This window comes from Vibrio sp. 05-20-BW147 (assembly GCF_013369385.1).
Taxonomy (GTDB): domain Bacteria; phylum Pseudomonadota; class Gammaproteobacteria; order Enterobacterales; family Vibrionaceae; genus Vibrio; species Vibrio floridensis.
Map to the genome: position 1 here is coordinate 15434 of NZ_SZTO01000022.1, position 23387 is coordinate 38820.

Here is a 23387-nt window from a genome sequence, read left to right on the forward strand (position 1 = left end):
TAAACTCGTTTGAAAGACGATTAAAGAGCGGAAAGTAGCGGTTAAAAAAGCAAAAAGATTCCAGATATCTATCTAACATCATGGTTTTTATGACGATTTTTTCACAGTAATTAATGTGATTTAGGTTCTATTTTTCATGGTTTTCTAAAAGTAATACCAGAAGTAATACTTTTTGATCTTCGATTTAATAATTATTATTAAAATCAAAAAATTGATGGCTTAATCCTGCTGTCTCACTCGCCACATTCTAAGAGGTCTGATTTATGTAGTGGCCAACTAAAATTGGCCACTACAAGGTAAATACCTGATTATTTTTATTAGGCCGTGTAACAATTGCTTATATGCAACATGTGCCTTATCTTGCGGTGATAATGAAAGATATATCATTATGTTAGGTTGGCATATCGTTTGGCGGCGACATTTACAACAAAATTAAAAGAGAGGTCATTGTGGCTCTGCGTCGTAATGAAGAACCATTTAAGTACTCGCGTGGCTACCCTCAGAAGTGGCTTTATGTTGTCAAGTTTTGGTTCAAGCTAAAAGCTTTTTGGCGATGGGTCCGCGTCCAGAAGCCAATGACTAAGTTGATGGGTTACCAATATCAGGTTGCTGATGACTTGATTGAAATAGATATCACTTACCAGTGTAACTTGAAGTGCAATAACTGTAATCGCTCTTCAGCCCAAGCCCCATCGAAAAAACATATTGGACTAGATGAAATAACCCAGTTTGTTGACGATAGTCTAAGCCAAAATAAGCACTGGAGAAAAATACGTGTATTAGGTGGAGAGCCAACGCTACATCCCGAGATCAGCGAGATCCTTTCGGAGTTATATCGCCTGAAGCATGCTCATCCTGCTCTGACTATTCAGCTTGTGACTAACGGCTATGGTCGTCGCGTCAACAAAGTAATATCGATGCTGCCAGAGTGGTTGTGTATTGAAAACTCATCGAAAACGGACTCCGTTCAACCAGATTTTGGCCCATTTAACTTAGCTCCGGTTGATAGCTGGTACCACAAGTTTAGTGATTTCTCGAACGGCTGTGATATCGCAAAGACTTGCGGTTTAGGTCTAACGCCTCAGGGTTATTATCCTTGTGCAGTTGCTGGTGGTATTGACCGAATACTAAATTTAAAAGGTGGACGTCGGCGTTTACCGTCTAGTGATGATGAAATGCGCGATCTAATGAGGCGTAATTGTGGTTTATGTGGACGATTTCGAGATGGACATTATGTTCCACCAAAACTACGCCCTAGAATATTTGAGCAGCGCACTTCAGCAACATGGAAGAAGATTTATCAAGAGTGGGAAAGCAACAAAATGCGTTAGTTCTGGCTTGATTGCAAAGGAATAGAAAGTGGCTGAATGGCATATTGTTGGCAATGGTCCGGGGGACTTAGTCATCAAACAACATGAAAAAGTTATCCGATTTAATCAACCATTGACCACCGCTTCAAGCGCTGATCTGGTGATGACTAATGGTAAGTTGGCAGGCATTAAAGCAGGTGTTCTTGTCCAAGGTGAAGTACCAAGTAAACTGTTTTACGAAAAGCTAGAAGCATATGGTAAGGAACTAGAGGATTCATTGGGGTGTAAACCTTCAATTGGTCTGCTCACTCTAAAGACAATGCTGAATTTTGGTGTCACGATAAATGTTAGTAGGATGACTTTGCTGCCTTCACTGGAGAGGCCCCAAGATTATAATCAACGGAAAGCGCTGCCAGCGGCATATCATAATTGGCTGGGAGAACGGCGTCTCGCTTCTGGTTGGATCGACAAATTAAATTGGCCAGGCTACGTAATGAAGTTAGCACATCATGAGCCTGCCAATGACGCAACAAGCAGTCGTATTTTGTCAAAGCTCCAGTCGTTGCCAAGCTTACCAAAAGAAGAAGCGACTCAATTATTGAAACAGCTATCCGAGGTTAAGCCTGTGACATGGTTGGAGCATATTGATTATTCGAGCTTAAAAACTATAGAGCCACTATTTTTTGTTTTAAGGGGGAGGAATACCTCCCCAAACTGGTGGCTTTACGACAACGAATTGTCTATTGTGGTAAACCGTCTTCAAAAAAATCTGGCTTTGGCTCAACAAGCTCTACTTTTCTCCGAGAAAGTGAAGGCATAGACATAAGTTCTTGAACCATTTGGTTATTGCGCTCTTTTTCATCTCGGCCCAGCTTTTTACGCATGTGCCAGTAGGTGTAGCCCGTATCTAAGTAAATAGGGGCTTTCGCGAGTTCTGCCATGGGTAACATGGTTAAATAATCTGTAGCCGAATCGAACCACTCAGAGTTGTCTTTATGTTTGTAATATTCCTCAGGAACTTGTTCAAACAACGCTTTGGTGAAGACTCTTAGGTGGCTCCATACATTCGCACCGGCAGCAAACCTAGGATTAGTGTAATCCGGTTGGTATAAATGCAGTGGTTTATTAGGGCGGAACATAGGCATCTGAATTAAGTCTGCTCCTCGTTTCTTGGCCGCATACAAAGCATCAACAACATTGGGTTGCATTAAGCAGTCATCTTGGTCTAACACTGCAACTAGTGTGCTAGGATCTTGGCAGATTTCTTTTATTGCCAATATGAAGTTTGGCATTCTCCCAGCATTAGAGTTACGCCTTACTAAGGTGGTTTTAGTTTGTAGCTCATCCAACAGCATTGGATAATACCAGTTATGAGCGGCGCCACTAGCATCGTCAATAAGGACAATACCAAAATTTTGATTTGTCTGATTCCGCAATGACTCCAGGCAGCGTCTTAGCAGGGCATAGTCCGTGTACCTACCTTTCAATAAAAAAACGACTTTTTCGCGCCTTTGAGCATATTGCCAGTGATTACCGGGTACCCAATCAAACTCCTCATGTTGCTTTGTAGGCTCTTTTCCCTGGGCAATTAGATCTCTCGCTAATAAAAGTTCCGAAAGGTGTTTGTGCTCGTTTCTAGGATGAACGTAGTAACTTCGAGGATCGCCACCGCGTACAGAGCGAAGTCCTCTATGTTTCATTGCTTGCTGTAGTGCACGATGCCAGGTGAGAGTGAACTTTCTCCCGTCCAAAGGATTATCAATTGGTAGTTGATTGCGAACCTTAGCAAGATCTAAAAGTCCGAAACGGACTTCGGGAGCAAACTCGCCTGGCTCTCCTTTATAAGGATTAAAACTAGAACTGCTTTTGGGGATATTGAAACCAACGGTAAGCACATCCTCAGGCTCACAGGCGTAAATCATGTCAGTGATATAATCATGGCTCCAATTACGACGACCAATAAGCACGTCTAAATCGCACTGTAGTACATATCGAGTCGTAACTTGGTCAAAACCCCAGATCTGAGGAAATAACGGAGCATTTTGACAGGTATGTGTTTCTGCGCAATCAGACTGTGCAAACCATTTATAATACGTTGTATTTATGGTTGTTGCGTCTGAAGGGGAAACTAGCACCGAGTCAATTAGTCCATCGTCTCTCAGCTTCTCTGCCTGTTCAATAACGGAGGCTAGGTTTGGGTTCGAATACTGGCGTAAAAATTTCCCCTCGTGAGGGTCAATTAGAAGAATTGTTTTTGCGAAATTAACTGGGTAGCGCAGCTGCGTCACGATATGCAGCACTTGGTCAGTAAGTACTTCAGCATCTTGTGCGCAGGCTTTAATCATTAGAGTTACAGCGTCGCTCTTAAACGAGGCCGTTGGGGTTAGTGCTTGGCGAGGTTCGACGCATTGTGGATGAAGCTCTGTGATCAACTTGCGGTAAAACTGCTCGAAGCCGGAAAGGCTCATTAAAGCATCATCTTGTCTTCGCCAACTTAGCCGACGCACGAGTTCTTCGTCAGCATTGGCCAGTATTCCAATAGAGTAGAGACGGGCACACATATCCCGAAAACGTGAGGACGTGAGAGGTTGTATGTCCTTTCCGACATCAATGTATTCCAGCTTTCCTTGTTGAGTGATAATTAAGTTATCTCTCTTGATATTGAGAGTGCAAACTCCAGCGTGATAGAGGCTTTTGAGGTAATCTACAATGGATTGTTCGGAAAGTTTCTCATTAGCTAATGCATTACTTTGGAAGGGGGTTCGGTACTGCCAAAGACCATCACACTTTCTCCAAGTCACCGTAGAAATTGGGAGGTTTTTTTCGGCGAGTAAGGATCTCAGGCTTCGGACTTCGGTATCTGAAATGGCCCAAGGGTAGAACTCCTTAACCACTTGATTATGCTGCAGCCAAACCGTCCCCTCCATACCAACACCTAACAGATGGCGATTGGTAGACAATAAAGTGCTCCATGTTCTCGCAACATAGGCAAGTCTATTTCTCTGTTCTCGCCAAATTTCGTTAGACTTATTTGTCTTTGTATCTTCTCCATCAAGAGAGTAGATGGCATAAATAGGATAAGAACAAACGGCTACCTTGGAAGCATTTAGCATTAATAGTTTAGTGACCAACCAGTGATCTTCTGCACTTCTGATGTTTGGGTACCTGATACCCAGATTGGTCTTCAGTAATAGGTTGCATGAAGGGAGCTCTCGTTGTTGCTTGGCAGAAGCAAAATTATTGATAAATCCCGCTAAGCTTAGATGATTACAGAGCTCGTTTGGATTTGCGATATTGTCATTTTGGAGAATTACGCCTCCTTTTCTTAGTTTATTGCTGCCCAGAGCTGCAACTTTATCTGTATCGCGAACAGCGCTCCATAATCCATGTAGGCTATCTTTAGCAAACAGTTCATCATCAGCGTCTAATCTTGCAACCCATTGTATACATGGCTGTGTATCGGCCCAGTCTAAGAGAAGGTTGCGTGCCCTAGCTGGTGACCCGCATTCTGCTTGCAAGAGGGTAACAGCTGGATGGTGGAGTAAAGCACTCGTTTCTGATGGCCAACTTATATTTGAGCTATCATCCAGTACAACGATGCGCGCAACCTGCTTTTGGATGAGACACTGATTGAGTGCACTGTTAAGTGCTCGAATGAGATCTTGTGGTTGGTTTTTGTGGGCAATGGTGATTATCACTTCAGCAGAGTCAAACTCTGGTGCAGAAGTGTGTACAACGCGCAAATTACGATCGCACAAGATCTCAGTGTATTGAATGGGAGCGCGCGGGTGAAAGTTAGCCATTGACACTCTCCAGCAGTTTCATTTCGTTTAATATATCGTTCTTGGAAAGTGTAAACAGCGTAGCGGCACGTTCGAAATAGATATCCATCTCACCTCGTGACATTTTCTCTCCATGAAGTTTTAGAAACTGCGCACAGCCGCGCAGTTTCTGTTTTGAACCTGGGGCAGAAAGAGCATCGGGTGATTGATTGCACCCCCAATCAACGGTCGCCATATTGGTATAGCGAATAGTGGCCAAATCGGACTCTAAAGCTCTAATCGCAAAATCCTTATCATTTCCACTGGTTAAGCCGTCAGTGAAACCACCAATTTTGGTAGCAAGCACAGTTTTAATAAAGGTATTTGAGCCTTGCCATCCTGGGTTGCCAACTAGAAAGTCACTGACCTCAAGATCTTTGGGAATATTAGTAGCGACCGTTTTGTTATTAATCTTCACATTGATACCAGACAGAACGATATCTGCCTTTCCTTCTTCGCTGCTAAGTAGGCAAGAAGATAGGTGCTCTGGCTGCCAAACATCATCATCATCGATGATAGCGATATAGCTATTTGGAAAGTTATCTGAGATATAGTTGATACCAGTATTCCAACTGCCCGCGGCTCCGGATGCACGTGAGTTGACTAGCACATGCAGAGGAATGCTTTTGAGTTCAGAGCGAAGGGATTCTACTTCATTCTCATTTAGTGAGCGTGTATCTGATACGAGCACAACAGCTTTAGGTTGGCATGTTTGATTGATGACAGAAGGAAGTGCATGCTCAGAAAGTAGTGAAAGCCTGGGCGTTGTAGCGATAAGCACAATGACATTGTTCATTATTGGGATTTTGATTGATGATTAACTTGATTATAATAAGCAAGTTGATGAGTTTATGATGTAACTATCTGACATTTATGAGTATTTGATCAACATTTGTACTCTTGATTTGTTTTTCTCAAGCATAGGAAGGCCATGAAAACACTTGTAACAGGTGCTGCCGGTTTTATCGGTAGCCATATTTGTCGCAGGCTTTGTGCTGATGGATATGATGTGGTCGGCGTTGATAACCTCAATGACTATTATGATGTGAACCTTAAAAAAGCGAGGCTGGAATGGGTCGGAGATGTAAGGTTCCAATTTCATTGTATGAGTGTTGAAAATTCAGATGAATTAATTTGTTTATTTGAAGAGGAACGATTTGATAAAGTTATTCATTTAGCCGGTCAGGCTGGTGTGCGTTACTCTTTGGAAGCGCCAATGTCCTATGGACAAAGCAACTTAATGGGTTTTCTTTCAGTCCTAGAGGCCTGTCGTCATTTTAAAATCAAACACCTAGTTTATGCTTCATCTAGCTCTGTGTATGGGCTAAACGATAAAATTCCATTTTCAGAAAATGACAATGTCGATCATCCAGTTTCTCTTTATGCTGCAACTAAAAAGGCAAATGAGTTAATGGCTCATAGCTACTCTCAGATGTATGGCTTACCAACGACAGCGCTACGTTTTTTTAGCGTATATGGTCCCTGGAGTCGACCTGATATGGCGTTCTATAAGTTTGCAGAAGCAATGATTGAAAAAAGGCCGATTGATGTTTTCAATAATGGGGAACTATATCGAGACTTTACTTACATCGATGACGTTGTAGAAGCAGTAGTCCGAGTAACAAAGAGAATTCCAAAGAAGAACCAAGAATGGCTAAAAGCTAACGGGGCCATTGCTCAAAGCTCAGCGCCATATCAGATTTTTAATGTCGGTAGCGGGGCTCCGGTCAAACTCACAAAAATGATTGATTTATTGGAATATCTACTGGGAGTATCTGCGAAAAAGCAACTGAAGCCAATGCAGGTAGGGGAAGTGAATACAACATACTCTGATGTAAAAGAACTTTTTGATGAGATTGGTTTTACGCCACAAGTCCCATTCCACGAAGGCGTTGCAGCTTTTGTAAAATGGTACAGTGATTATCGCCAAATTTCTCAGCAGCAATTTAGAAGTACTGCTGAGTCGGTTTAGTTTGATGCTGAACTACAAAGGTGAGTTGTATGCTTTTTGCATACAGCCACTTCACTAAATATCGAGCCGCAAGTTTTCTTGTATTTCATCTATCAGTGTTTTTGGTACATCCCATTCCTCAGCAAGCTGACGCCAAGTTGATACGTGCTCAATTGTTGTATCAATAATATCGTCGATCTTTCTCTTGTTAAAAATAGGGCTTAGTTTCTCTAAGCTATAGAAATCACTTCGTGTAAAGTTATCTCTTTTACCATTCAAGCTTATCCAATGGCTGTTCACCCATTTACTACCGGGTTTATAGCTATAGGCTAAATCATAAGCTGGTGCGAGAGACCATTTGTCTTTTTTTAGCCTGTCTTGTTTCAACATAAAGGCAAAGTTCTTTGAGTGGTCGTCATGATTTCGAGCAATGATATTGAACGTCATGCGTTTGAATAGCTGCTCAGCGTCAACAGCGGAAAGCTTCAACTGTCTGGCAATGCCAAATAACTCTGCGTAAGAGAATGACCCTGGCTTTTTATAATCAATGTGGGCAAGACCGTTTAGCGTTTGTACGTGTACCTTGCTATTTTTAATTCGATCAAACCGTTGTGTAATAAAGTGTCGTCGATTGCCTTCATGGAGTAAGCGGCATGGCATCATATCGACACCGCATTTGTTAGCCATTAAATGATAAACAAACTCCATCGCGCCATAGCCTAATGGGTCACCGAAGGTTTCTTGATTTTTGTTATGCTCACTAACACCATCAAACTTCATCAAATAATGAGTAAACCCACTTGGCACGTTGGTTTGGCCGGAGCGTACTTGAGTAAAATCTTCATTAAATGCTAATACGGCTTTCGGTCTTGCTCCCCCCGCACTCATGCCAACAGATAATAAAGACATCATTGCTTCTCTATCGTCTTGGCCATTTTGTTTGAGCTCTACTTCAAAATTACCTCGTGAATCTAAGATTTCTTGTGCAATTGAAACGAGCGATTGGATTTCTACCTGTTGTGAAGCATTTAAACTTCGTAACTTTGTCGCTGGCGCATACTCAAGAGCGCCCATGCCTCGCTTTCCCGTATATTGGAGGCGTTGCAGTGGTGTAATGTCACTCGGTGAACGGCCCTGACTTGCAACCCATGCGTTGAGAACCGCGTTACCAAAATCATCAGGTAAGGAGTCAGCAATTAAACCTGGAAGTCCTTTAAAGGTATTGAAATCCAGTTCGGGAAAGCGATAGATACGATTCGATAATGGCATTTTGATTGGAGACAGCTCGACCCCCTTTTTTACAAAGCTGGGATCATATTCAAATGACCCAAGTCCCTTTTCAGTGTCAAAACTCACAGCGCCAACGAGATCGTCTTGGTAAGTTATTGTAATGGCTTCCATTACCATTCTGGTGTTTCCTCATCTTTATTACTGCGCCGGCCAGAGGCTCTCTGCCTTTTCTTTCCTTGCAGTTTTGCCAGCTGTATGGGAGAAATTTCTTGTTTAGGGATAAAGAGATCAATTTGTTCTGTAAGGTCTAAGGCCATTAATATCGCAATCATGATATCGAGCTGCACTTTTCCTTTTTCTGCATTCAAAACTGTTTTGCGGGCAATGCCAGCAATTTCTGCAACTTCAGATTGTGTTAGGTCTCGATTTAGTCGAGCTTGCTTCAACCTATCGCCGATCTCTTCTGCTAATGCTGCGGCTGTTACATGTTTCACTCTAAAGTCCTATTTCGGTTTCATTGTTTGTGTTTTGTCTGTGTAATGTCCTTAATTTAGGACCTTATGTTGGTACTGTCAATGATTGCCTTTAGTGTTCCATTTTGGTGACATTAAGTATCTTTAAGTCTAGTAAAGTAACTATTTTTGGACCTTGTGATGTTTGTGGAAAATCTCTTCTAGAGGGGAGTGATGGAAGGCTCTTTGGAGGGATTACCAGAAGCTCAACGGCTCCAACAAGAATTGAAAAGGCGGCATGGCTATCATGCGCTCTCTATCAGAGGCAGCACTGAACAAGCTTACAGGGCTTGGTATGACTGAAACTCGATATATCGTTTAAAAGGCGAACGATTTAGCTTAGTGTTCGCCCTTTAGATGAATTCAGCAACAAAGCCGGCCTGCGCTAAAGCAATGCATTTCTTTAAGTACACAAAAGAGTACGCGCGATTCAAGTACTATTTTGTCGAAAAACCAATTAACTCTCGCACGTATCTAGAGTCTAATACCTAAAATCGTGCAAAGCATATTGTACAATCCATATCTGTATTCATGCACAGGCCTTTATCATGAAATAAGATAGAGGTACTGTTGTTTATCTTTTTTACTCATCTGTTTATCAGCTAGGGTTTTATTATCACAATGACCACATTGCCACTCTCATTACAACGTCAACAAGAAATCATTTTACTTTGGGACAAGTTCAAGCAAGACAAACAAAGTGAGTTAGTCTTCATTGCTCGCGAACAAAAGCAATTGTCTGCCGATTTGAAGGTGTATGTCGATAAACTGCACCAGCAGACGTTTACTCTAACAGAGTATACAAATCGTAAAACGAGTGACAAAGATCAAGTACCAGGTGGGTATTTGTGCAACTTCTTGGAGCGCACAACCAAGGGAATTTACGGTTCGTCTAAGCCAGGTAATGCGACGAATTTTGAAGTAAAGCTGAATAGCGATGGCGAAACCTATACGATTCGTAAGAATCTAAAGAAGACCTCAGCAGCACAAACCGAAGACAGTAAAGAGGATGCAGACCGTTATTTTCAAGCGCACATACTCCCTATTTTTGAGGCTATTGTTAGTGATAAAGCGCTGGCTGAAAAAATGGATCATATTGACCACGCGGAGTATGCGGCTAAGCAGATCCTAAGAAAGCTCATTGCTATCCATAATCCTTATCATTTTGTGTTTATCTATTCGGACTCGGTCATCGATGATCTCTATGATGAGTTTGTAAACAGCGATGCGACGTCAAACCTGAGAAAGAACTTCGAAGTCAGAGCGTTTTTTAATCAGCTATTGAACCTAGACCAAAACAACGAGCTCGACGATGTATTGCTCTCGGAATTTTTATGGCAGTATGCCACGACACAAGTACTGGTGGATGAAGACACACCTAATGTTATTTTGTATGGCCCTCCGGGGACAGGCAAAACTTACGCAGTCAAAAATAGCCTTGATTTCCTCTGCCAAGGTGACCGTGAACGCTACGAGTTTGTTCAGTTTCACCCATCTTTCTCTTATGAAGACTTCATTGAAGGCATCAAACCCAAAGGTGTAACCAAAGACGGTAGCATCAAGTTTGAATTGGTTGATGGTGTGTTTAAGCGTTTTTGTAAAAAAGCGAAAGCTAACCCTAGCAAGCCTTACTATTTTGTCGTCGATGAAATTAACCGTGCAAATTTGTCATCTGTGTTTGGTGAAACCCTGCTGTGCCTTGAAAAAGACTACCGACATGATCTCCACGACCAGAACGGAGGTTCGAAGAACCTGATCAAAACACAATACTCATCACTTATCGAAGACATGATTAAGGACGATGCGACCAATCAATCACTGGCATATCACTACGAGAACGGCAGTGCCTATTTCGGTGTGCCAAGTAACGTCTTTTTCATCGGGATGATGAACGATGTTGATAAGAGTATTGATGCCTTCGATTTAGCATTACGCCGTCGTTTCCAGTGGATCAGAAAAGATTGTGACTATGACGTTATCGCTAATGAAGTGAAATTCAATGGCAAAGATGAGTTCCATAATATCGAACAGTACACCGGAGCCTGTGAGAAGCTAAATCGCTATATTAGTGATGGCATTGGTCTGGGTAAGTCGTATGAGTTTGGCCACTCGTTTTTTATGAAAATAGCCACTATCGCAAAGACGCGTACCATCACTGAGAAAAATGCCTCTACGCTGTTCACTCTGCACCTACAGCCAACGTTACGTGAGTATCTAAGGGCGATGTTTGCGGAACATGAGCTTGATAAACAAATTGAAGACGCCCGTTTGAAATTCTTAAACCCTCTTAAGTAAGTAGACTATGAAAGGTCGATTTAAAACCAATCATAATTTTTATGAGGAAGCTGCTCTGAATGAAGAGCAGCTTAGAGCATGGTTTGGCGCAAACAAGCGTCAGGCCAAAGAGCTCATCAGAACTCTTTTCAACGGTGTAACGGAATATACCACGAAGAAAGAGACGTTAGAGCACGTCCAAATCTTTGGCTTTAATCATAAAAACACCGTTCAAAGGCAATCGGATCCAGAGGATGAGCAGTTAATCCTAAAGCTGTATAGCAAGCAAATCGATGGTGAAGATAAGTACATTATCCAAACGGGTTTGTATGCAGGGGTGATCTATATTCACAATGTTGAAATTAGCATTACCAGTGCTTACGGTGACACCTTCCTAAAAAGGATGCTCAACTCACTGTCTCACGTAATGTTGGACAACACACAATTGTCTGGCGTGTTGTCGAATCAACCCAATGAGTTTGAAAACATCATCGCTTACTTGTTTGTGCAGTCGTTAGAAAGGTCAGCGGTGTTGGGATTGCCTCAACGTTATCAACTTCATCACCAACATAGCCACAAAGTGCGCGGCAAGGTGGATGTTAACCAGTATTTAAAACGCTGTGTTCCATTTACCGGCAAGATCACCACATCATACCGTGAGCAGCAATATGAGCAGATTATCGTTGATGTGCTCTACTTGGCTTGCCGAACCCTAGAGAAGAAAATGGGTAGGCATTTCTTAAATAAAGTGTCGGGCATCTATCAACAACTTGCCATGCACTTCTCTGGCCGCTGGCCAGTGGTCAACGACATAAAACAAGTGACTCAACATCCAAACCTGATTCATCCAATGTACCAAGGCTACAAACAAACGTTGGCTTATGCCGTACTGATTCTGACGGAAAAGAGTGCAGAGTTGAGTACGGAGTCTGAATACGTTGAGGTGAAAGGCTATCTCTTTGATATCGCACAGCTGTTTGAAATGTATTTAGAATCGATCCTGAGTCACTATCTTCCTGATTGGCTAGTGTCGAGCCAGCAGAAACTCACGGTTTATCAAGGCACTTTCTTCGAGCGGAATATGTATCCTGATTTAGTACTGACACACATAGAAACTGGCAAAATCATGGTCTTTGATGCCAAATTTAAGCGGATGAGCTCGGACTACAGAGATCTCGATAGGGCAGATTTCTATCAAATTCATGCTTATATGGCGTATTACCAGCAGCAACTGCAAGTGGGTGGCTTGCTCTATCCGTGTGAACAGCCTATCGATCCCAATATATGTTATGCCAATCAAGTCATGGGGCAGGTACCGAAATCAACGGCTCACTTTATTGTTGATGGTGTGTATGTGAATGAGGGGATGAGTATGAGTGATATTATTGCGAGCGAAGAGCAGATGGTGCGAAGAATTGAGAGTTTGGTGTGAAACATTGCTCTCACACGAGCTACGTCTTAATTTACCCGAAGTAGAACAAACCAAAGCACGGATGGAGCAAACACAATGAACGCTAGCACAACTCGTGACATCGATATTGTTGAGCTGATGGCGCTGTGCGAAAACAGCACGTTACAAAAAGGTATCCAGCTTTCGCACAGTGGCGCGGTGCGCAAACTTACCATGATGGGTAATACTGCTACTGCACAGGTGAAAGGCAGCAATGTTTATCAAGTGAGTCTCGATTTTACGGGTGATTTGGTCGCTACGTGCACGTGCCCAGCTGCGCAATATCAACGCTTGTGCAAGCACAGTGTGGCTGTGGCGATGTCTCTTATCGAACAGCCACAGCTCAATCAAGAGAGTGAGCGAGAGACAATCAAAAAACACCTGCAAAGCCTCGGTGAAGAGACCAGGCTAGAGATGCTGCTTGATTACCTGGAAGAAGACGAATACGCATGGAATGCGCTACTCACGAAAATCGAAATACGTGAAAAGCCAGCGGTGTACGGCGAGTTGAAAAAGTTAGTTACCCAAGCCTTACCACGAGAACAGTTGTGGGATTGGCGAGAGAGCCATGCCTATTTTCATTCAGCAGAAAACCAGTTGAGCATGATCATTGAGTCGATGCAAAGCCTTGATACAGAGCAGCAGTGGAAGCTCATCAACTACCTTGTGGAAAGGTTGAATAAGGTACTCGAACAGATCGATGATTCAAGTGGCGATCGTTTTGGCATTGAAAGCCTAATTAATGAGCACATGCCTAACATACTGGCAAAACTTAATTGGAGTGAACAAGAAAAAGCACATTGGATGTTTGAGCGTTTGACCCAGCATGAGTTCGATGTGTTCCCGTCGATTGAAGAGAATTTTGCCGTGGTGTGGCAAAACAACACGTACTTCCTTGATTTATGTCGACAAGCGATTGAACAAGCTTCACCAGACGAGAGTGGTTGGAATTTAAGAACATGGGCCAATCCACTCATTAAACAAAGCCCAAATTGGCTTGATGTGGTGGCCATTAAGCAAAAAATAGCGCGAACGTGCCGAGACTTCTTAGAAATTGTTGAGATGTATATCGACAACCAAGCGCCATTAGAAGCCGAGTTTTGGTTGGCGAAAGCGCGCAAAATTGCGAGCGAGTATGAACGGCAAGCGTGTGATCAGGCGCAGTTCCGCCTTTATGTTGAGCTTGGTGAAATTAAATCCGCTTGGTCGCTGGCCAATAGTCTATTAGAACGATCGCCCAGTTTTCAGCGCTATAAAGATATGGTTCTGTTTAAAGCGAATTACTCAGTGGATGACGCAGAGTTTCTTTCCCGCGTTGAGCTGTTGTTTAAGAATTCCTATCGGCTGCCAGACCAATTTAACCGTGTGTCTGAACAAACCGATGCCTTGGTGCTCTTCTATATCGACAACCAGCAATTTGACCGAGCGTGTGAATGGGTGGCAAACAATAGAGTGTCCACCAATGCGTTGCTAACGTTGGCTGATCTTGTGGTGCATGATAAGCCAAACCATGCACTCAGCTACTACCTTCGCGTTGTCACGGTGCAGATTGAGCAGACTAACAATGAAGCCTATGCCACAGCGTTAACGCTTTTACAAAAAATCGAAGGATTGCTTAAATCGCACTCTGCGGAGTTGGCGCAGTTCTATGTTGAAATAGCTTCACTAGCACAAAGTTATAAACGCAAGCGCAATATGCTGACTTTGTTAAAACAACACTACGCCGCCTATTTATAACCTGTAGAGATAGGAAAGGCTTTAAATCGCCCACTTTCATTCCAACAAAGAAACGACCACCTAGGAGGTTCATTTGAATCATCGAGTTGTGTTTACCGGTGGGCCCGGGGCGGGCAAAACCTCCGTTATCGAATATCTCAATAATTTAGGCTACCCAAGTGCCCACGAAGTGGGGCGAAAAGTCATCCAAGCACAAATGCAAGCTCAAGGTAGCGCGTTACCTTGGTTGGACAAATTGGCCTTTCGCGACCAAATGGTGGCTGAAGAAATCAAAAACTATGACGACTTTGGACATGCGGTAACCACTTTTTATGATAGAAGCATTATTGACTGCTATGGCTACAGTAAGCTTGAAAACTTACCCATTTCGACGCTTTTATCCACGAAATGTTGCGAGTTAAGGTATGACCGTAAGGTGTTTATTTTCCCGCCGTGGGAATCGATCTATAAAAATGATCGAGAGCGAAAGCAAGATTTTAAAGAAGCTGTTGCTACGTATCGCGAGATAGTGAGTGCCTACACGCAGTTTGGTTACGATTTGCTTGAAGTGCCGATGGTTTCCGTTCGAGAGCGAGCGGAATTTATTTTAAAGAACCTCAAACCCTAATCTTTAGTATGGCGCTATGCCTTTGGGAGAAAATGGATAAGCTCATCGCCCTCATCAAAGAAGACCGAATGAGAACAGAGGCGTTAGGCCATGTGGCCGAGTTGTCATTGCCTCAGTGTTATATTGCTGCAGGCTTTGTGCGAAATTTGGTGTGGGATTCATTACACGGTTTCGTCACTCCCTTGAATGATGTTGATGTGATCTACTTTGATCCTACAGAGTCAAACCCCGATGCTTATCTGCAATATGAAGCGCATTTAAAAGCGCGTATGCCGCAGTTCAATTGGCAGGTTCGCAATCAAGCAAAAATGCATCTTCGTAACGGTGATGAGCCATATCAAAACGCGGTAGATGCCATGCGTTATTGGCCAGAGAAAGAAACGGCGGTGGCCGTTCGGCAAGTGGCGGCGGATCACTATGAATGTGTTTCGGCGTTTGCGCTTGAATCTCTATTTCGTGGGCATATCACGCACAATCCAAAGCGTTGTTTGGCAACATTTGAACAGCGCGTTACTTCAAAAGGGTGGTTGGCGCGCTGGCCCAAGTTAGTGGTGGTGTTGTAACGTGGTGGCCATCAACACGGGTATGGATGCTTTCTAATATCTTGGAGATATTTTTGCCAACGACGCTTTTTGTTGAGCGATATTATTCGTTATCACATACATATCTTGTACTTGATATGTCAATCGTTGCCATGACTGGCCTATCAATTCTCTCCCTCCTCTTTAAGCACAATTTTTCCAGTGTTTTTTTTGCCGATGAAAGGAGTATAGTTGGTGTTAACCCAATGTTTTATCGAACTATATTATTCAATTTTTGTTCAGTTATTAGTCAGGAATGGCTCAAAAATCAATAGGTAAAACAGGGTTGGTAATAACAAAGCAAATAGCGCAATGTTTGCTGTAAGCAGTAATAAAAAGGCAAGTGCGAGAGAACTGGCCGACGAAGGAGAACACCATGATCAAGATCGCTTTTTTTAGCGCGAAATCTTATGACGAAGCCTCGTTTAATAAAGTGAATGGCAACAAAGAGTATGAGTTTCACTACCATGATTTTCGCTTGCGGCTAAAAACCAGCAAAATGGCTCAAGGTTGTGATGTGGTCTGTGCATTCGTCAATGACGATCTATCTGCCCCTGTCCTTGAGCAGTTAGCGCTTGGTGGCACAAAGCTGATTGCGATGCGCTGTGCCGGGTTTGATAAAGTCGATCTGCAGGCGGCCAAAGAACTGGGGTTGCAAGTGGTGCGAGTGCCAGCGTACTCTCCAGAGGCGGTCGCGGAACACGCGGTTGGCATGATGATGTGTTTGAATCGTCGCTTGCATAAAGCCTATCAGCGAACTCGCGATGCCAACTTCTCGCTTGAGGGGTTAGTTGGCTTTAATTTCTACGGCAAGACCGTTGGGGTCATTGGTACGGGGAAAATTGGCCTTGCGACGATGCGGATTCTAAAAGGATTGGGGATGGAAATTCTTTGCTACGATCCTTATGAGAATCCACTGGCCATCGAAATGGGCGCGCGCTACACCACTCTCCAAGAAATTTACCAAAGTACCGATGTGATTTCGCTGCATTGTCCGATGAGCAAAGAAAATTTCCATTTACTCAATGAACACTCGTTTGAACAGATGAAAGATGGCGTGATGATCATCAACACGAGCCGCGGTGAGTTGCTTGATTCAGCAGCGGCGATTGAAGCGCTGAAAAAAGGCAAAATAGGCGCATTGGGCCTTGATGTTTATGACAACGAGAAAGATCTGTTCTTCCAAGACAAATCGAATGATGTGATTGTCGATGACGTGTTCCGCCGTTTGTCTGCGTGCCACAACGTTTTGTTTACTGGCCATCAGGCCTTTTTAACGCATGAAGCGTTGAACAATATTGCCTCGGTAACGCTTAACAATGTCGAGGCTTTCTTTGCTGGCAACACCTCTGGCAATGAGCTAGTGCAATAACGGCAGCGGATGGGTTGTGTGAAGCAGTGCCATTCTTATTGAGCGGCACTGCTTTGATTGTGTTTTGGCGTGTTACGCTTTGTTACAACTGGCCCCATTGCCAAGGTAGGTGGTTGCTGATTAACTACTCGTCCCTAAGCAATAGAGGTATATTTTTTTAATGGACGACCCCAGTCGACGAAACACCCTTCTGAATTCCACTGATGTGGAGTTTCCCCTATGTTAGAACTGTTCATGCAACCCGAAACGTGGGTTATTTTTGCCACTCTCTTTGCCTTGGAAATTGTACTTGGCGTTGACAACGTCGTATTTATTTCTGTTTTATGTGAACGCTTACCAGTAGAACAACGAAAATTCGCCCGCAATATGGGTATCACTCTTGCTGTGCTTGCACGCATTGTGTTGGTTTTTTCGATCTCGTGGGTGATGTCTCTAACGCAGCCGATCTTGTCATTTCAAGATGTTGAATTCACTGGCCGTGATGTGATCATGATTGCTGGTGGCGCATTCTTACTGGCTAAAAGTGCCAAAGAGTTGTGGTCTTGGTTAACGCAGCATGAGCATGCACATTCCACCCACGTCAGAACGGGTTTGGCTGTGGTATTGCTACAGATTGTCGCGGTGGATGCCGTTTTCTCTATGGACTCCGTTATCACGGCGGTTGGCTTGACCAATGAAGTGCCTATCATGGTCGCCGCCATTTTAGCCTCGGCAGTGGTGATGGTGCTAACGGCTGAAAAGATCAACCATGTGGTGATTAAGTACCCAGGTTTCAAAACCTTGGCGTTACTTTTCCTGATCCTATTGGGAGGGTTGCTCATGGCCGAAGGTTTCGCAGTTCACGTGAATAAAGGCTATGTCTACTTCGCGATGGCTTTTGGTTTGATATTAGAACTTTGCCACATTCAGTTGAAGAAAAAGCAAAAGGTGAATATTCGTCGTATTCGTCCGTTAAACGTGTCTATTCAAGGCGATCTTATCCGAGGGTAAAACGCTAAAACTAGGCTATGAAGTAAGGCTCCGAAAGGGGCCTTATTACGTTGAGAAAGTCTTACAAAAATATCGATAAAACGGCTTGAACCAATGCCACTCCGTCCTTCTCGCGAACGCTTTAGGATGGGTCCCCGCCTGCGCGAGGATGACAAGAAAAAGACGAAATAGACAGGCAGACAAGAAACGGCTCGGGAGAGAGTTGAGTGCTTTTGTCTCCAGAAAGCTTGCCTCTTAAAGACACGACAGATGTTAATCCGCTTAGAGAGCAATTTGGGACACTTTTTAGCTAGACGAATTGGTCATACTGGCGCCATGTTCATTTATGGTGCCTATCATGCCTCTCAAACATCCCATCTCTTTGCTGACAGTGATTCGGTTTCATCCCTTAAAGGTTGCCGCGACTTGGATCATGGTGCTGGCGGAAAACGTCATGCTCGTTTTGCTGCCACTGTTTATTGGTTACGCCATTGATGGTGTATTAAACCAACACTATCACCCTTTGATGCTGCTGGCGCTGCTGCTTTTGGTGCTGGTGCTCATTAGTGTTGCACGGCGTTTTTACGACACTCGAGTGTATGGTTCGATTCGGGTAAAGCTGGCCAATCTTGTTGAGCGCAATTTGCGTGATTTGCCTATTTCGACCAAAGACGCACGCTTGACCATGTCTCGCGAGCTGGTGGATTTCCTTGAGAAAGATTTGCCCTCCTTACTGACGGCGGTTGTGCAGCTTGTCGCGACGCTGGTGATTCTCTCTACGTTCCATTTTTCTTTGGCACTTTGCATGCTCTTTTCTGGGTTACTGATGCTCGTTATCTATGGTGCGTTCCACCGCACCTTTACCCAACTCAACGGCCAATTTAATGATCAAGTCGAGCAGCAGGTTAAGTTGCTCAGCGGGGTTCGCCTGTCTGCGCTCAGGGGGCACTTTGAACGTTTAAAGCAGTGCGAAATCAAGCTGTCGGATACCGAGGCGGTGGTGTACGGCCTGATCTTTATGACCTTGTTTGGTGCGGTCATCGCGAACTTATGGATGGTGAGCTTACTGGTTGAACCGACCGCAGGCCAAGTGTTCTCGATTGTGACTTACTCACTCGAGTTTGTCGAAACCGCAGTGATGTTGCCCATCACTTTGCAGACCCTTTCGCGTTTGACGGAGATAAGTCAGCGCCTCAATTACAGCGCCCTGCCACAAAAGGAGATGCCCTATGAAATTTAGAAAACCGCTCTCAGTGCTCGTTGGTTTGGCGGCGATTTTGATGGCCTTGGTGGTGGTGGACGAACTGGCCCCGGAACCGAACAAAGCGGCAGAAAAACAGACACTACTTAGCCCAGTGTCGGTACTGGAAGTGACTCCGTCACTTCATCAATCGAGGTTAACGCTATTGGGGATAACCGCAGCGCGTTGGCCAGTACAGTTGAAAGCCTCCAGCAGTGCGCAATTAAAATGGTTGGATGAGCGGATTGAACCGGGGAGTTTGGTTAAACAGGGGCAGGTGTTAGCAAGGCTAGATACCGCCGCGGTGAATGCAACGCTAGCGCAATCGTTGAGTGTTGTGAAACAAGCCGAACTGGAGTTGCAGCAGGCTCTGCATGAACAAACGGTGGCGCTAAAAATGTTGAACAGCAAAACCAGTTCCTCCTTTGCTCGTCGAGAACCCCAAGTGCTGGCGGCGCAAGCCAACCTCACTCAAGCAAAACAAGCCTATGTGAGTGCGCAGAAATTATTGGAAGAGTCGGTGATCACCGCGCCGTTTGATGCGGTGATCATCAAGCGTCATATCAGCCCCAGAGAGTGGATCGAAGCGGGACAAGTGACGTTTGAACTCGCGGCCAGCGACTCCATTGACGTTGAGTTACCCATTTCAGAAATGCACTGGCAGCAAGTTCAAGTGGCACTCACGGAGCCGAGTATTAGCGTGGTGAACCGTGCTGGCCATCGCTGGCCTGCTAAGGTGCGCTATGTTTCTCCGTTGGTGGATTCCAGCACTCGTCAAAGGCAGGTGGTGCTTGCGGTTCAATCTCCCTATCAAAACAAAGCGAAGTTGTATCCCAACCAACAAGTTCAGGCGGAGATCGATTTAGGCTTGAGTGAGAATGTGGTTAGCGTTCCGTTAAGCGCAATGACTCGAGACGGGTATGTCTGGACTCTGGACAGCAGCGATCGTTTACGTAAAGAGTCAGTCACATTCATCGGACAAGGTCATCAGCAGCTCAACATTCGATTTGATGCGCAAAGTGCGCAGGTGCGTCGAGTGGTGCAATACCCGCTCGCGTCGATGCTAAGTGGCAAACAAGTCGCGCCAGTGGTTTCTGAGCAGGACCCTGACACCATGATGGTTGGGCGCGTTGCTTCGGAGCCATTGAGCTTAGAGAAGCAAATGTCACTCAGCGCGGAAGAGACGATAAGTAAGGAGTCAAACGAATGAGTTGGATGACCAAATGGTTTATTACCAATCCTGTTGCTGCCAACTTATTGATGATGGCGATTGTCGTGAGCGGTGTGCTTGCGTTCGGGCAACTGCGCGTTGAGTCGTTCCCACAAATCGCCCCATCATCAATCAGCATCACGGTGGCGTATCCTGGCGGCACGGCGCAACAGATAGACGAGAGCGTGACACAACGAATTGAAGAGTCGATCAGCGGCATTGCCGGTATCAAGCAGATCACCAGCCAGTCGAGTGCAGGTCTTTCGCAAGTGATTGTGCGCAAAACCAGCACTACGGAGTTAGATTCGCTGTTGGATGACATTCGCAACCAAGTCAATGCGATTAATGGCTTTCCGCTGCAGGCGGAAAAGCCACAAGTGGTGCGCAACGATTTTACCAATTTGGCGGCGTTTGTGGTGGTGTCGGGGCCAAGAACGGATGACGAGTTGCAACCCATTGCCCAGCAGCTTGAGCAGGCCTTAAAAAAGCACCCACGTATTTCAAAGGTCTCAAATTGGGGAACTCGAACCTCACAACTCATCGTCGAGCCTGATCCCGAACAACTTAAGGCATTAGGATTGAGCTTGGAAACGTTAGCCAGTTTAGTTGAACAGAGTTCACTTGAGGCGCGCAGCGGTGAACTCATTAGTGATGTGGGGCGAATCGTGATTCGTGGCGATGGTTATGCGGATGATTTGCAGAAGCTCAAGCAACTGGTGGTGATGTCAGGCAGCAGTGGCAAAATACGCTTAGGTGACATCGCCAAGATAAGCCGAGGCTATCAATACAGTGGTGCCATTGTACGAAATAACGGGGCTAATGCCATCGCGCTTTTGGTGAGCACCAGCCAAACCGACAACCTGCTTAAAGTGAGTGAGGCCATAGAAGAAACGCTCAATGTTCAGCGAGCGATCATACCGTCGGACATCACCTTGAACACCATGGCGGATATGGCCCCCTACATTGAAGACCAGTTGTTTCGTCTAAGTGAAAATGCGTGGCAAGGTCTACTGATTGTCGTCGTTTTATTGGGGATTTTCCTCGAAATCCGACTCGCCTTTTGGGTGGCCATGGGTATCCCAATTGCGCTTGCTGGCACGCTTGCGGCCATGCAGTGGTTTAACTACAGCATCAATGACATCACCTTGTTTGGCTTCATTTTAGTACTCGGTGTGCTGGTGGACGATGCGGTGGTGGTGGGAGAAGCGATCCACGAAAAACGAGCGAGCCATCTCAGTGGTAAAAATGCGGCGTGGCAGGGCGTGCACTCTGTGTCCGTGGCCACCGTTTTTGGTGTGCTGACGACGATCGCGGCGTTTTCGCCGATGTTGTGGATCAATAACGAGTTGGCCAAAGTGTTTGCTGGGTTCTCGGCGGTGGTGATCTTGGCGTTAATCTTCTCGCTTATCGAAAGCAAATTCATTCTGCCATCACACTTGGCCGAGCTCTCGAGCAAATCCCCATCACTCGGCATTGTTGGCAAGGTCCAAGCCTTCGCTCAAGGTGGCTTACAGCGATTTAATATCAAGCTATACCAACCGACGCTTGAATTTGCACTGCGCTACAAAGTGGCGTTCTTGCTTGGTTTTGTATCCACTCTCATATTGGCTTACGGGATGTGGTTCAACGGCACCATTCGCAGTGCATTGTTCCCTGAAATCCCGGGCCGTTATCTCAGCGCAGTGATTGAGCTGGAAGATGGGGCACCTTTGCCTTTGCAGCGTAAAGCTTTGCTGCAAGTGGAGCAGGCGATGTCACAGGTGGAGCAAAGTGTCATGGTGGATTATCCGCTGCAACAGAAGCCCGTTGTCAACTTGCTGGCATGGTCTGACGGACAGGGGGACATCGAAGTGACGGCGGAACTGACCAGCGAATCGCTCAGTGTGTTGCCAGGCAATGGGTTACTGACACGATGGCGAGAAAGCACTGGGCAGATCGAGGGCGCGTATTCCGTCAAGTTTAGTGCGGCAGAGGAGCCAGCCGGAGGGACATTCTTCACTATCTCAAGTGATGACCGTGAGCTTGCATCGCGAGTGAGCAAGCAGTTGAAGAACGCGCTGTCATCATTGCAAGGGGTCTCGGATGTGTACGACGATGGTCAAAATGGCGTGCCACAAGTCCGTTTGGTATTGAACCTCTATGGTCAGCAACTTGGGCTAACACAAGCGAAACTGGCGCAGCTTGCCGGAGAAGCGTTTGGTGAAAGAGAAATTCACCGCCTGTTGGAAAATGGGCAAGAGACCAAAGTGTTACTGCAATACCCTCGTGATCAGCGTAAAACCTTGGCTCAGTTGCAGCAAACGCTCATCATGCTACCGACGGGTGGCAGTGTGATGCTCGGTGATATCGCGGAGTTGCATCATGAGCAAGAGCCTCAAGTGCTGTATCGCCGCAACCGAGAGCAAGTCATCAATCTCTATTGGCAACAAAATCGCAATCTGCAATCACCTGAACAAACCCGAGAACAGCTCCAGCAGACGATCAATGCTCTTCATCAGCAATACCCAAACGTGACGATCAAAGCGGGCGGTGAGTTTGAAGAAATAGGGGAGGTCTCAGCGGGTTTTCAATCGGCGTTGATACTGACGCTACTGATGATCTACATCTTATTGGCGGTGCCGTTGAAATCGTACTGGCAGCCGATGATCATCATGGCCGTGATCCCGTTTGGCTTTGCGGGGTCGATTTTTGGCCACTACTTGATGGGCTTGCCCATCAGCATCTTGTCCATGTTTGGCATGATGGCCATGACCGGCATTGTGATCAATGACTCGTTGGTCCTGATCACCCGTTTTAATCAGGAATACCGCCAAGGTGTTCCGTTGCAGCAGGCGTTAGTCACGGCTGGGACGAGCCGTTTGAGAGCGATTTTTCTCACCACCATTACCACCGTGTGTGGCTTGTTGCCTTTGCTCAGTGAAACCGCAGAGCAGGCTCAGTATTTAAAGCCCGCAGCGGTCTCTTTAGTGTTTGGTGAGCTGTTTGCCACTGCCGTGACGCTGATCCTGATTCCGGTGCTGTTGGGACTTTTTTGCCGCAAGCCTCCCATCGTTGAGCGTGAATCACTGGAAACGCTGTCTGTGGAGCATTCGTGATTGATTTTATAAAACACACGGGCGATAG

The 23387-nt window shown here is 45.2% G+C and carries 17 protein-coding genes; 13 read left to right on the forward strand and 4 right to left on the reverse strand.

Annotated features, from left to right (window positions below; genetic code table 11):
* Window positions 1-575 precede the first annotated feature (575 nt).
* Entirely contained in the window at window positions 576-1331 is a 756-nt protein-coding gene (locus FC652_RS17375; protein ID WP_255199181.1) for a radical SAM protein, read from the forward strand.
* Between the two features lie 28 nt (window positions 1332-1359).
* Window positions 1360-2130 carry a hypothetical protein gene (locus FC652_RS17380; protein ID WP_176299567.1) on the forward strand — a complete coding sequence of 257 codons (771 nt, stop codon included), beginning with the start codon at window positions 1360-1362 and terminating at the stop codon, window positions 2128-2130.
* On the opposite strand, the gene FC652_RS17385 is transcribed toward FC652_RS17380, so the two are convergent.
* Together FC652_RS17385 and FC652_RS17390 are read right to left on the reverse strand one after the other, a co-directional pair.
* Complete coding sequence (locus FC652_RS17385) at window positions 2051-5113, reverse strand: glycosyltransferase (protein ID WP_176299568.1); 3063 nt, start codon at window positions 5111-5113, stop codon at window positions 2051-2053. The genes FC652_RS17380 and FC652_RS17385 overlap by 80 nt on opposite strands.
* Window positions 5106-5927, reverse strand: a complete 822-nt coding sequence (locus FC652_RS17390) for a glycosyltransferase (RefSeq protein WP_176299569.1) — start codon at window positions 5925-5927, stop codon at window positions 5106-5108. The genes FC652_RS17385 and FC652_RS17390 overlap by 8 nt, the downstream gene beginning before the upstream one ends.
* 135 nt (window positions 5928-6062) lie before the next feature.
* Here FC652_RS17390 and FC652_RS17395 point away from each other — a divergent pair, with 135 nt between their 5' ends.
* Window positions 6063-7103 carry an NAD-dependent epimerase/dehydratase family protein gene (locus FC652_RS17395; protein WP_176299570.1) on the forward strand — a complete coding sequence of 347 codons (1041 nt, stop codon included), beginning with the start codon at window positions 6063-6065 and terminating at the stop codon, window positions 7101-7103.
* Between the two features lie 54 nt (window positions 7104-7157).
* Here the strand turns inward: FC652_RS17395 and FC652_RS17400 are convergent, their stop codons facing one another.
* Both FC652_RS17400 and FC652_RS17405 read right to left on the reverse strand, forming a co-directional pair.
* Window positions 7158-8489, reverse strand: coding sequence for a type II toxin-antitoxin system HipA family toxin (locus FC652_RS17400; protein ID WP_176299571.1), 1332 nt, complete (start codon window positions 8487-8489; stop codon window positions 7158-7160).
* On the reverse strand, window positions 8483-8806 hold the full coding sequence (locus tag FC652_RS17405; RefSeq protein WP_176299572.1) for a helix-turn-helix transcriptional regulator: 324 nt from the start codon (window positions 8804-8806) through the stop codon (window positions 8483-8485). The genes FC652_RS17400 and FC652_RS17405 overlap by 7 nt, the downstream gene beginning before the upstream one ends.
* A 639-nt stretch (window positions 8807-9445) precedes the next feature.
* Between FC652_RS17405 and FC652_RS17410 the strand changes: the two genes are divergently transcribed.
* From FC652_RS17410 to FC652_RS17455, 10 genes are all read left to right on the forward strand, one after another.
* Window positions 9446-11119, forward strand: coding sequence for an AAA family ATPase (locus tag FC652_RS17410; RefSeq protein WP_176299573.1), 1674 nt, complete (start codon window positions 9446-9448; stop codon window positions 11117-11119).
* 7 nt (window positions 11120-11126) lie between these two features.
* Entirely contained in the window at window positions 11127-12530 is a 1404-nt protein-coding gene (locus FC652_RS17415) for a hypothetical protein (protein WP_176299574.1), read from the forward strand.
* 75 nt (window positions 12531-12605) lie between these two features.
* Complete coding sequence (locus FC652_RS17420; RefSeq protein ID WP_176299575.1) at window positions 12606-14285, forward strand: SWIM zinc finger domain-containing protein; 1680 nt, start codon at window positions 12606-12608, stop codon at window positions 14283-14285.
* Window positions 14286-14358: 73 nt separating this feature from the next.
* A complete protein-coding gene (locus FC652_RS17425) occupies window positions 14359-14892 on the forward strand; it encodes an AAA family ATPase (protein ID WP_176299576.1) in 534 nt (177 codons plus the stop codon).
* A gap of 32 nt (window positions 14893-14924) precedes the next feature.
* Window positions 14925-15455: a nucleotidyltransferase family protein gene (locus FC652_RS17430; protein ID WP_176299577.1), complete on the forward strand. Its 531-nt coding sequence runs from the start codon at window positions 14925-14927 to the stop codon at window positions 15453-15455.
* Window positions 15456-15849: 394 nt separating this feature from the next.
* Window positions 15850-16845 carry a 2-hydroxyacid dehydrogenase gene (locus FC652_RS17435; RefSeq protein WP_176299578.1) on the forward strand — a complete coding sequence of 332 codons (996 nt, stop codon included), beginning with the start codon at window positions 15850-15852 and terminating at the stop codon, window positions 16843-16845.
* Window positions 16846-17064: 219 nt separating this feature from the next.
* The gene (locus tag FC652_RS17440) at window positions 17065-17835 is read left to right on the forward strand and encodes a TerC family protein (RefSeq protein WP_111437337.1); all 771 of its coding nucleotides are present in this window, start codon (window positions 17065-17067) and stop codon (window positions 17833-17835) included.
* Window positions 17836-18172: 337 nt separating this feature from the next.
* Window positions 18173-19054, forward strand: a complete 882-nt coding sequence (locus tag FC652_RS17445) for an ABC transporter six-transmembrane domain-containing protein (protein WP_176299579.1) — start codon at window positions 18173-18175, stop codon at window positions 19052-19054.
* Complete coding sequence (locus FC652_RS17450; RefSeq protein WP_176299580.1) at window positions 19044-20264, forward strand: efflux RND transporter periplasmic adaptor subunit; 1221 nt, start codon at window positions 19044-19046, stop codon at window positions 20262-20264. Before FC652_RS17445 ends, FC652_RS17450 begins: the two co-directional genes overlap by 11 nt.
* Window positions 20261-23359 carry an efflux RND transporter permease subunit gene (locus tag FC652_RS17455; RefSeq protein WP_176299581.1) on the forward strand — a complete coding sequence of 1033 codons (3099 nt, stop codon included), beginning with the start codon at window positions 20261-20263 and terminating at the stop codon, window positions 23357-23359. The genes FC652_RS17450 and FC652_RS17455 overlap by 4 nt, the downstream gene beginning before the upstream one ends.
* The last annotated feature ends 28 nt before the right edge of the window (window positions 23360-23387 follow it).

Bases quoted from the DNA above. Each gene is read 5' to 3' on its own strand.
- FC652_RS17375 (WP_255199181.1), top strand. From the start codon at position 576: ATGACTAAGTTGATGGGTTACCAATATCAGGTTGCTGATGACTTGATT.
- FC652_RS17435 (WP_176299578.1), top strand. From the start codon at position 15,850: ATGATCAAGATCGCTTTTTTTAGCGCGAAATCTTATGACGAAGCCTCG.
- FC652_RS17455 (WP_176299581.1), top strand. From the start codon at position 20,261: ATGAGTTGGATGACCAAATGGTTTATTACCAATCCTGTTGCTGCCAAC.
- FC652_RS17430 (WP_176299577.1), top strand. From the start codon at position 14,925: ATGGATAAGCTCATCGCCCTCATCAAAGAAGACCGAATGAGAACAGAG.
- FC652_RS17440 (WP_111437337.1), top strand. From the start codon at position 17,065: ATGTTAGAACTGTTCATGCAACCCGAAACGTGGGTTATTTTTGCCACT.
- FC652_RS17415 (WP_176299574.1), top strand. From the start codon at position 11,127: ATGAAAGGTCGATTTAAAACCAATCATAATTTTTATGAGGAAGCTGCT.
- FC652_RS17390 (WP_176299569.1), bottom strand. From the start codon at position 5,927: ATGAACAATGTCATTGTGCTTATCGCTACAACGCCCAGGCTTTCACTA.
- FC652_RS17410 (WP_176299573.1), top strand. From the start codon at position 9,446: ATGACCACATTGCCACTCTCATTACAACGTCAACAAGAAATCATTTTA.
- FC652_RS17395 (WP_176299570.1), top strand. From the start codon at position 6,063: ATGAAAACACTTGTAACAGGTGCTGCCGGTTTTATCGGTAGCCATATT.
- FC652_RS17420 (WP_176299575.1), top strand. From the start codon at position 12,606: ATGAACGCTAGCACAACTCGTGACATCGATATTGTTGAGCTGATGGCG.
- FC652_RS17400 (WP_176299571.1), bottom strand. From the start codon at position 8,489: ATGGTAATGGAAGCCATTACAATAACTTACCAAGACGATCTCGTTGGC.
- FC652_RS17445 (WP_176299579.1), top strand. From the start codon at position 18,173: ATGCCTCTCAAACATCCCATCTCTTTGCTGACAGTGATTCGGTTTCAT.
- FC652_RS17450 (WP_176299580.1), top strand. From the start codon at position 19,044: ATGAAATTTAGAAAACCGCTCTCAGTGCTCGTTGGTTTGGCGGCGATT.
- FC652_RS17385 (WP_176299568.1), bottom strand. From the start codon at position 5,113: ATGGCTAACTTTCACCCGCGCGCTCCCATTCAATACACTGAGATCTTG.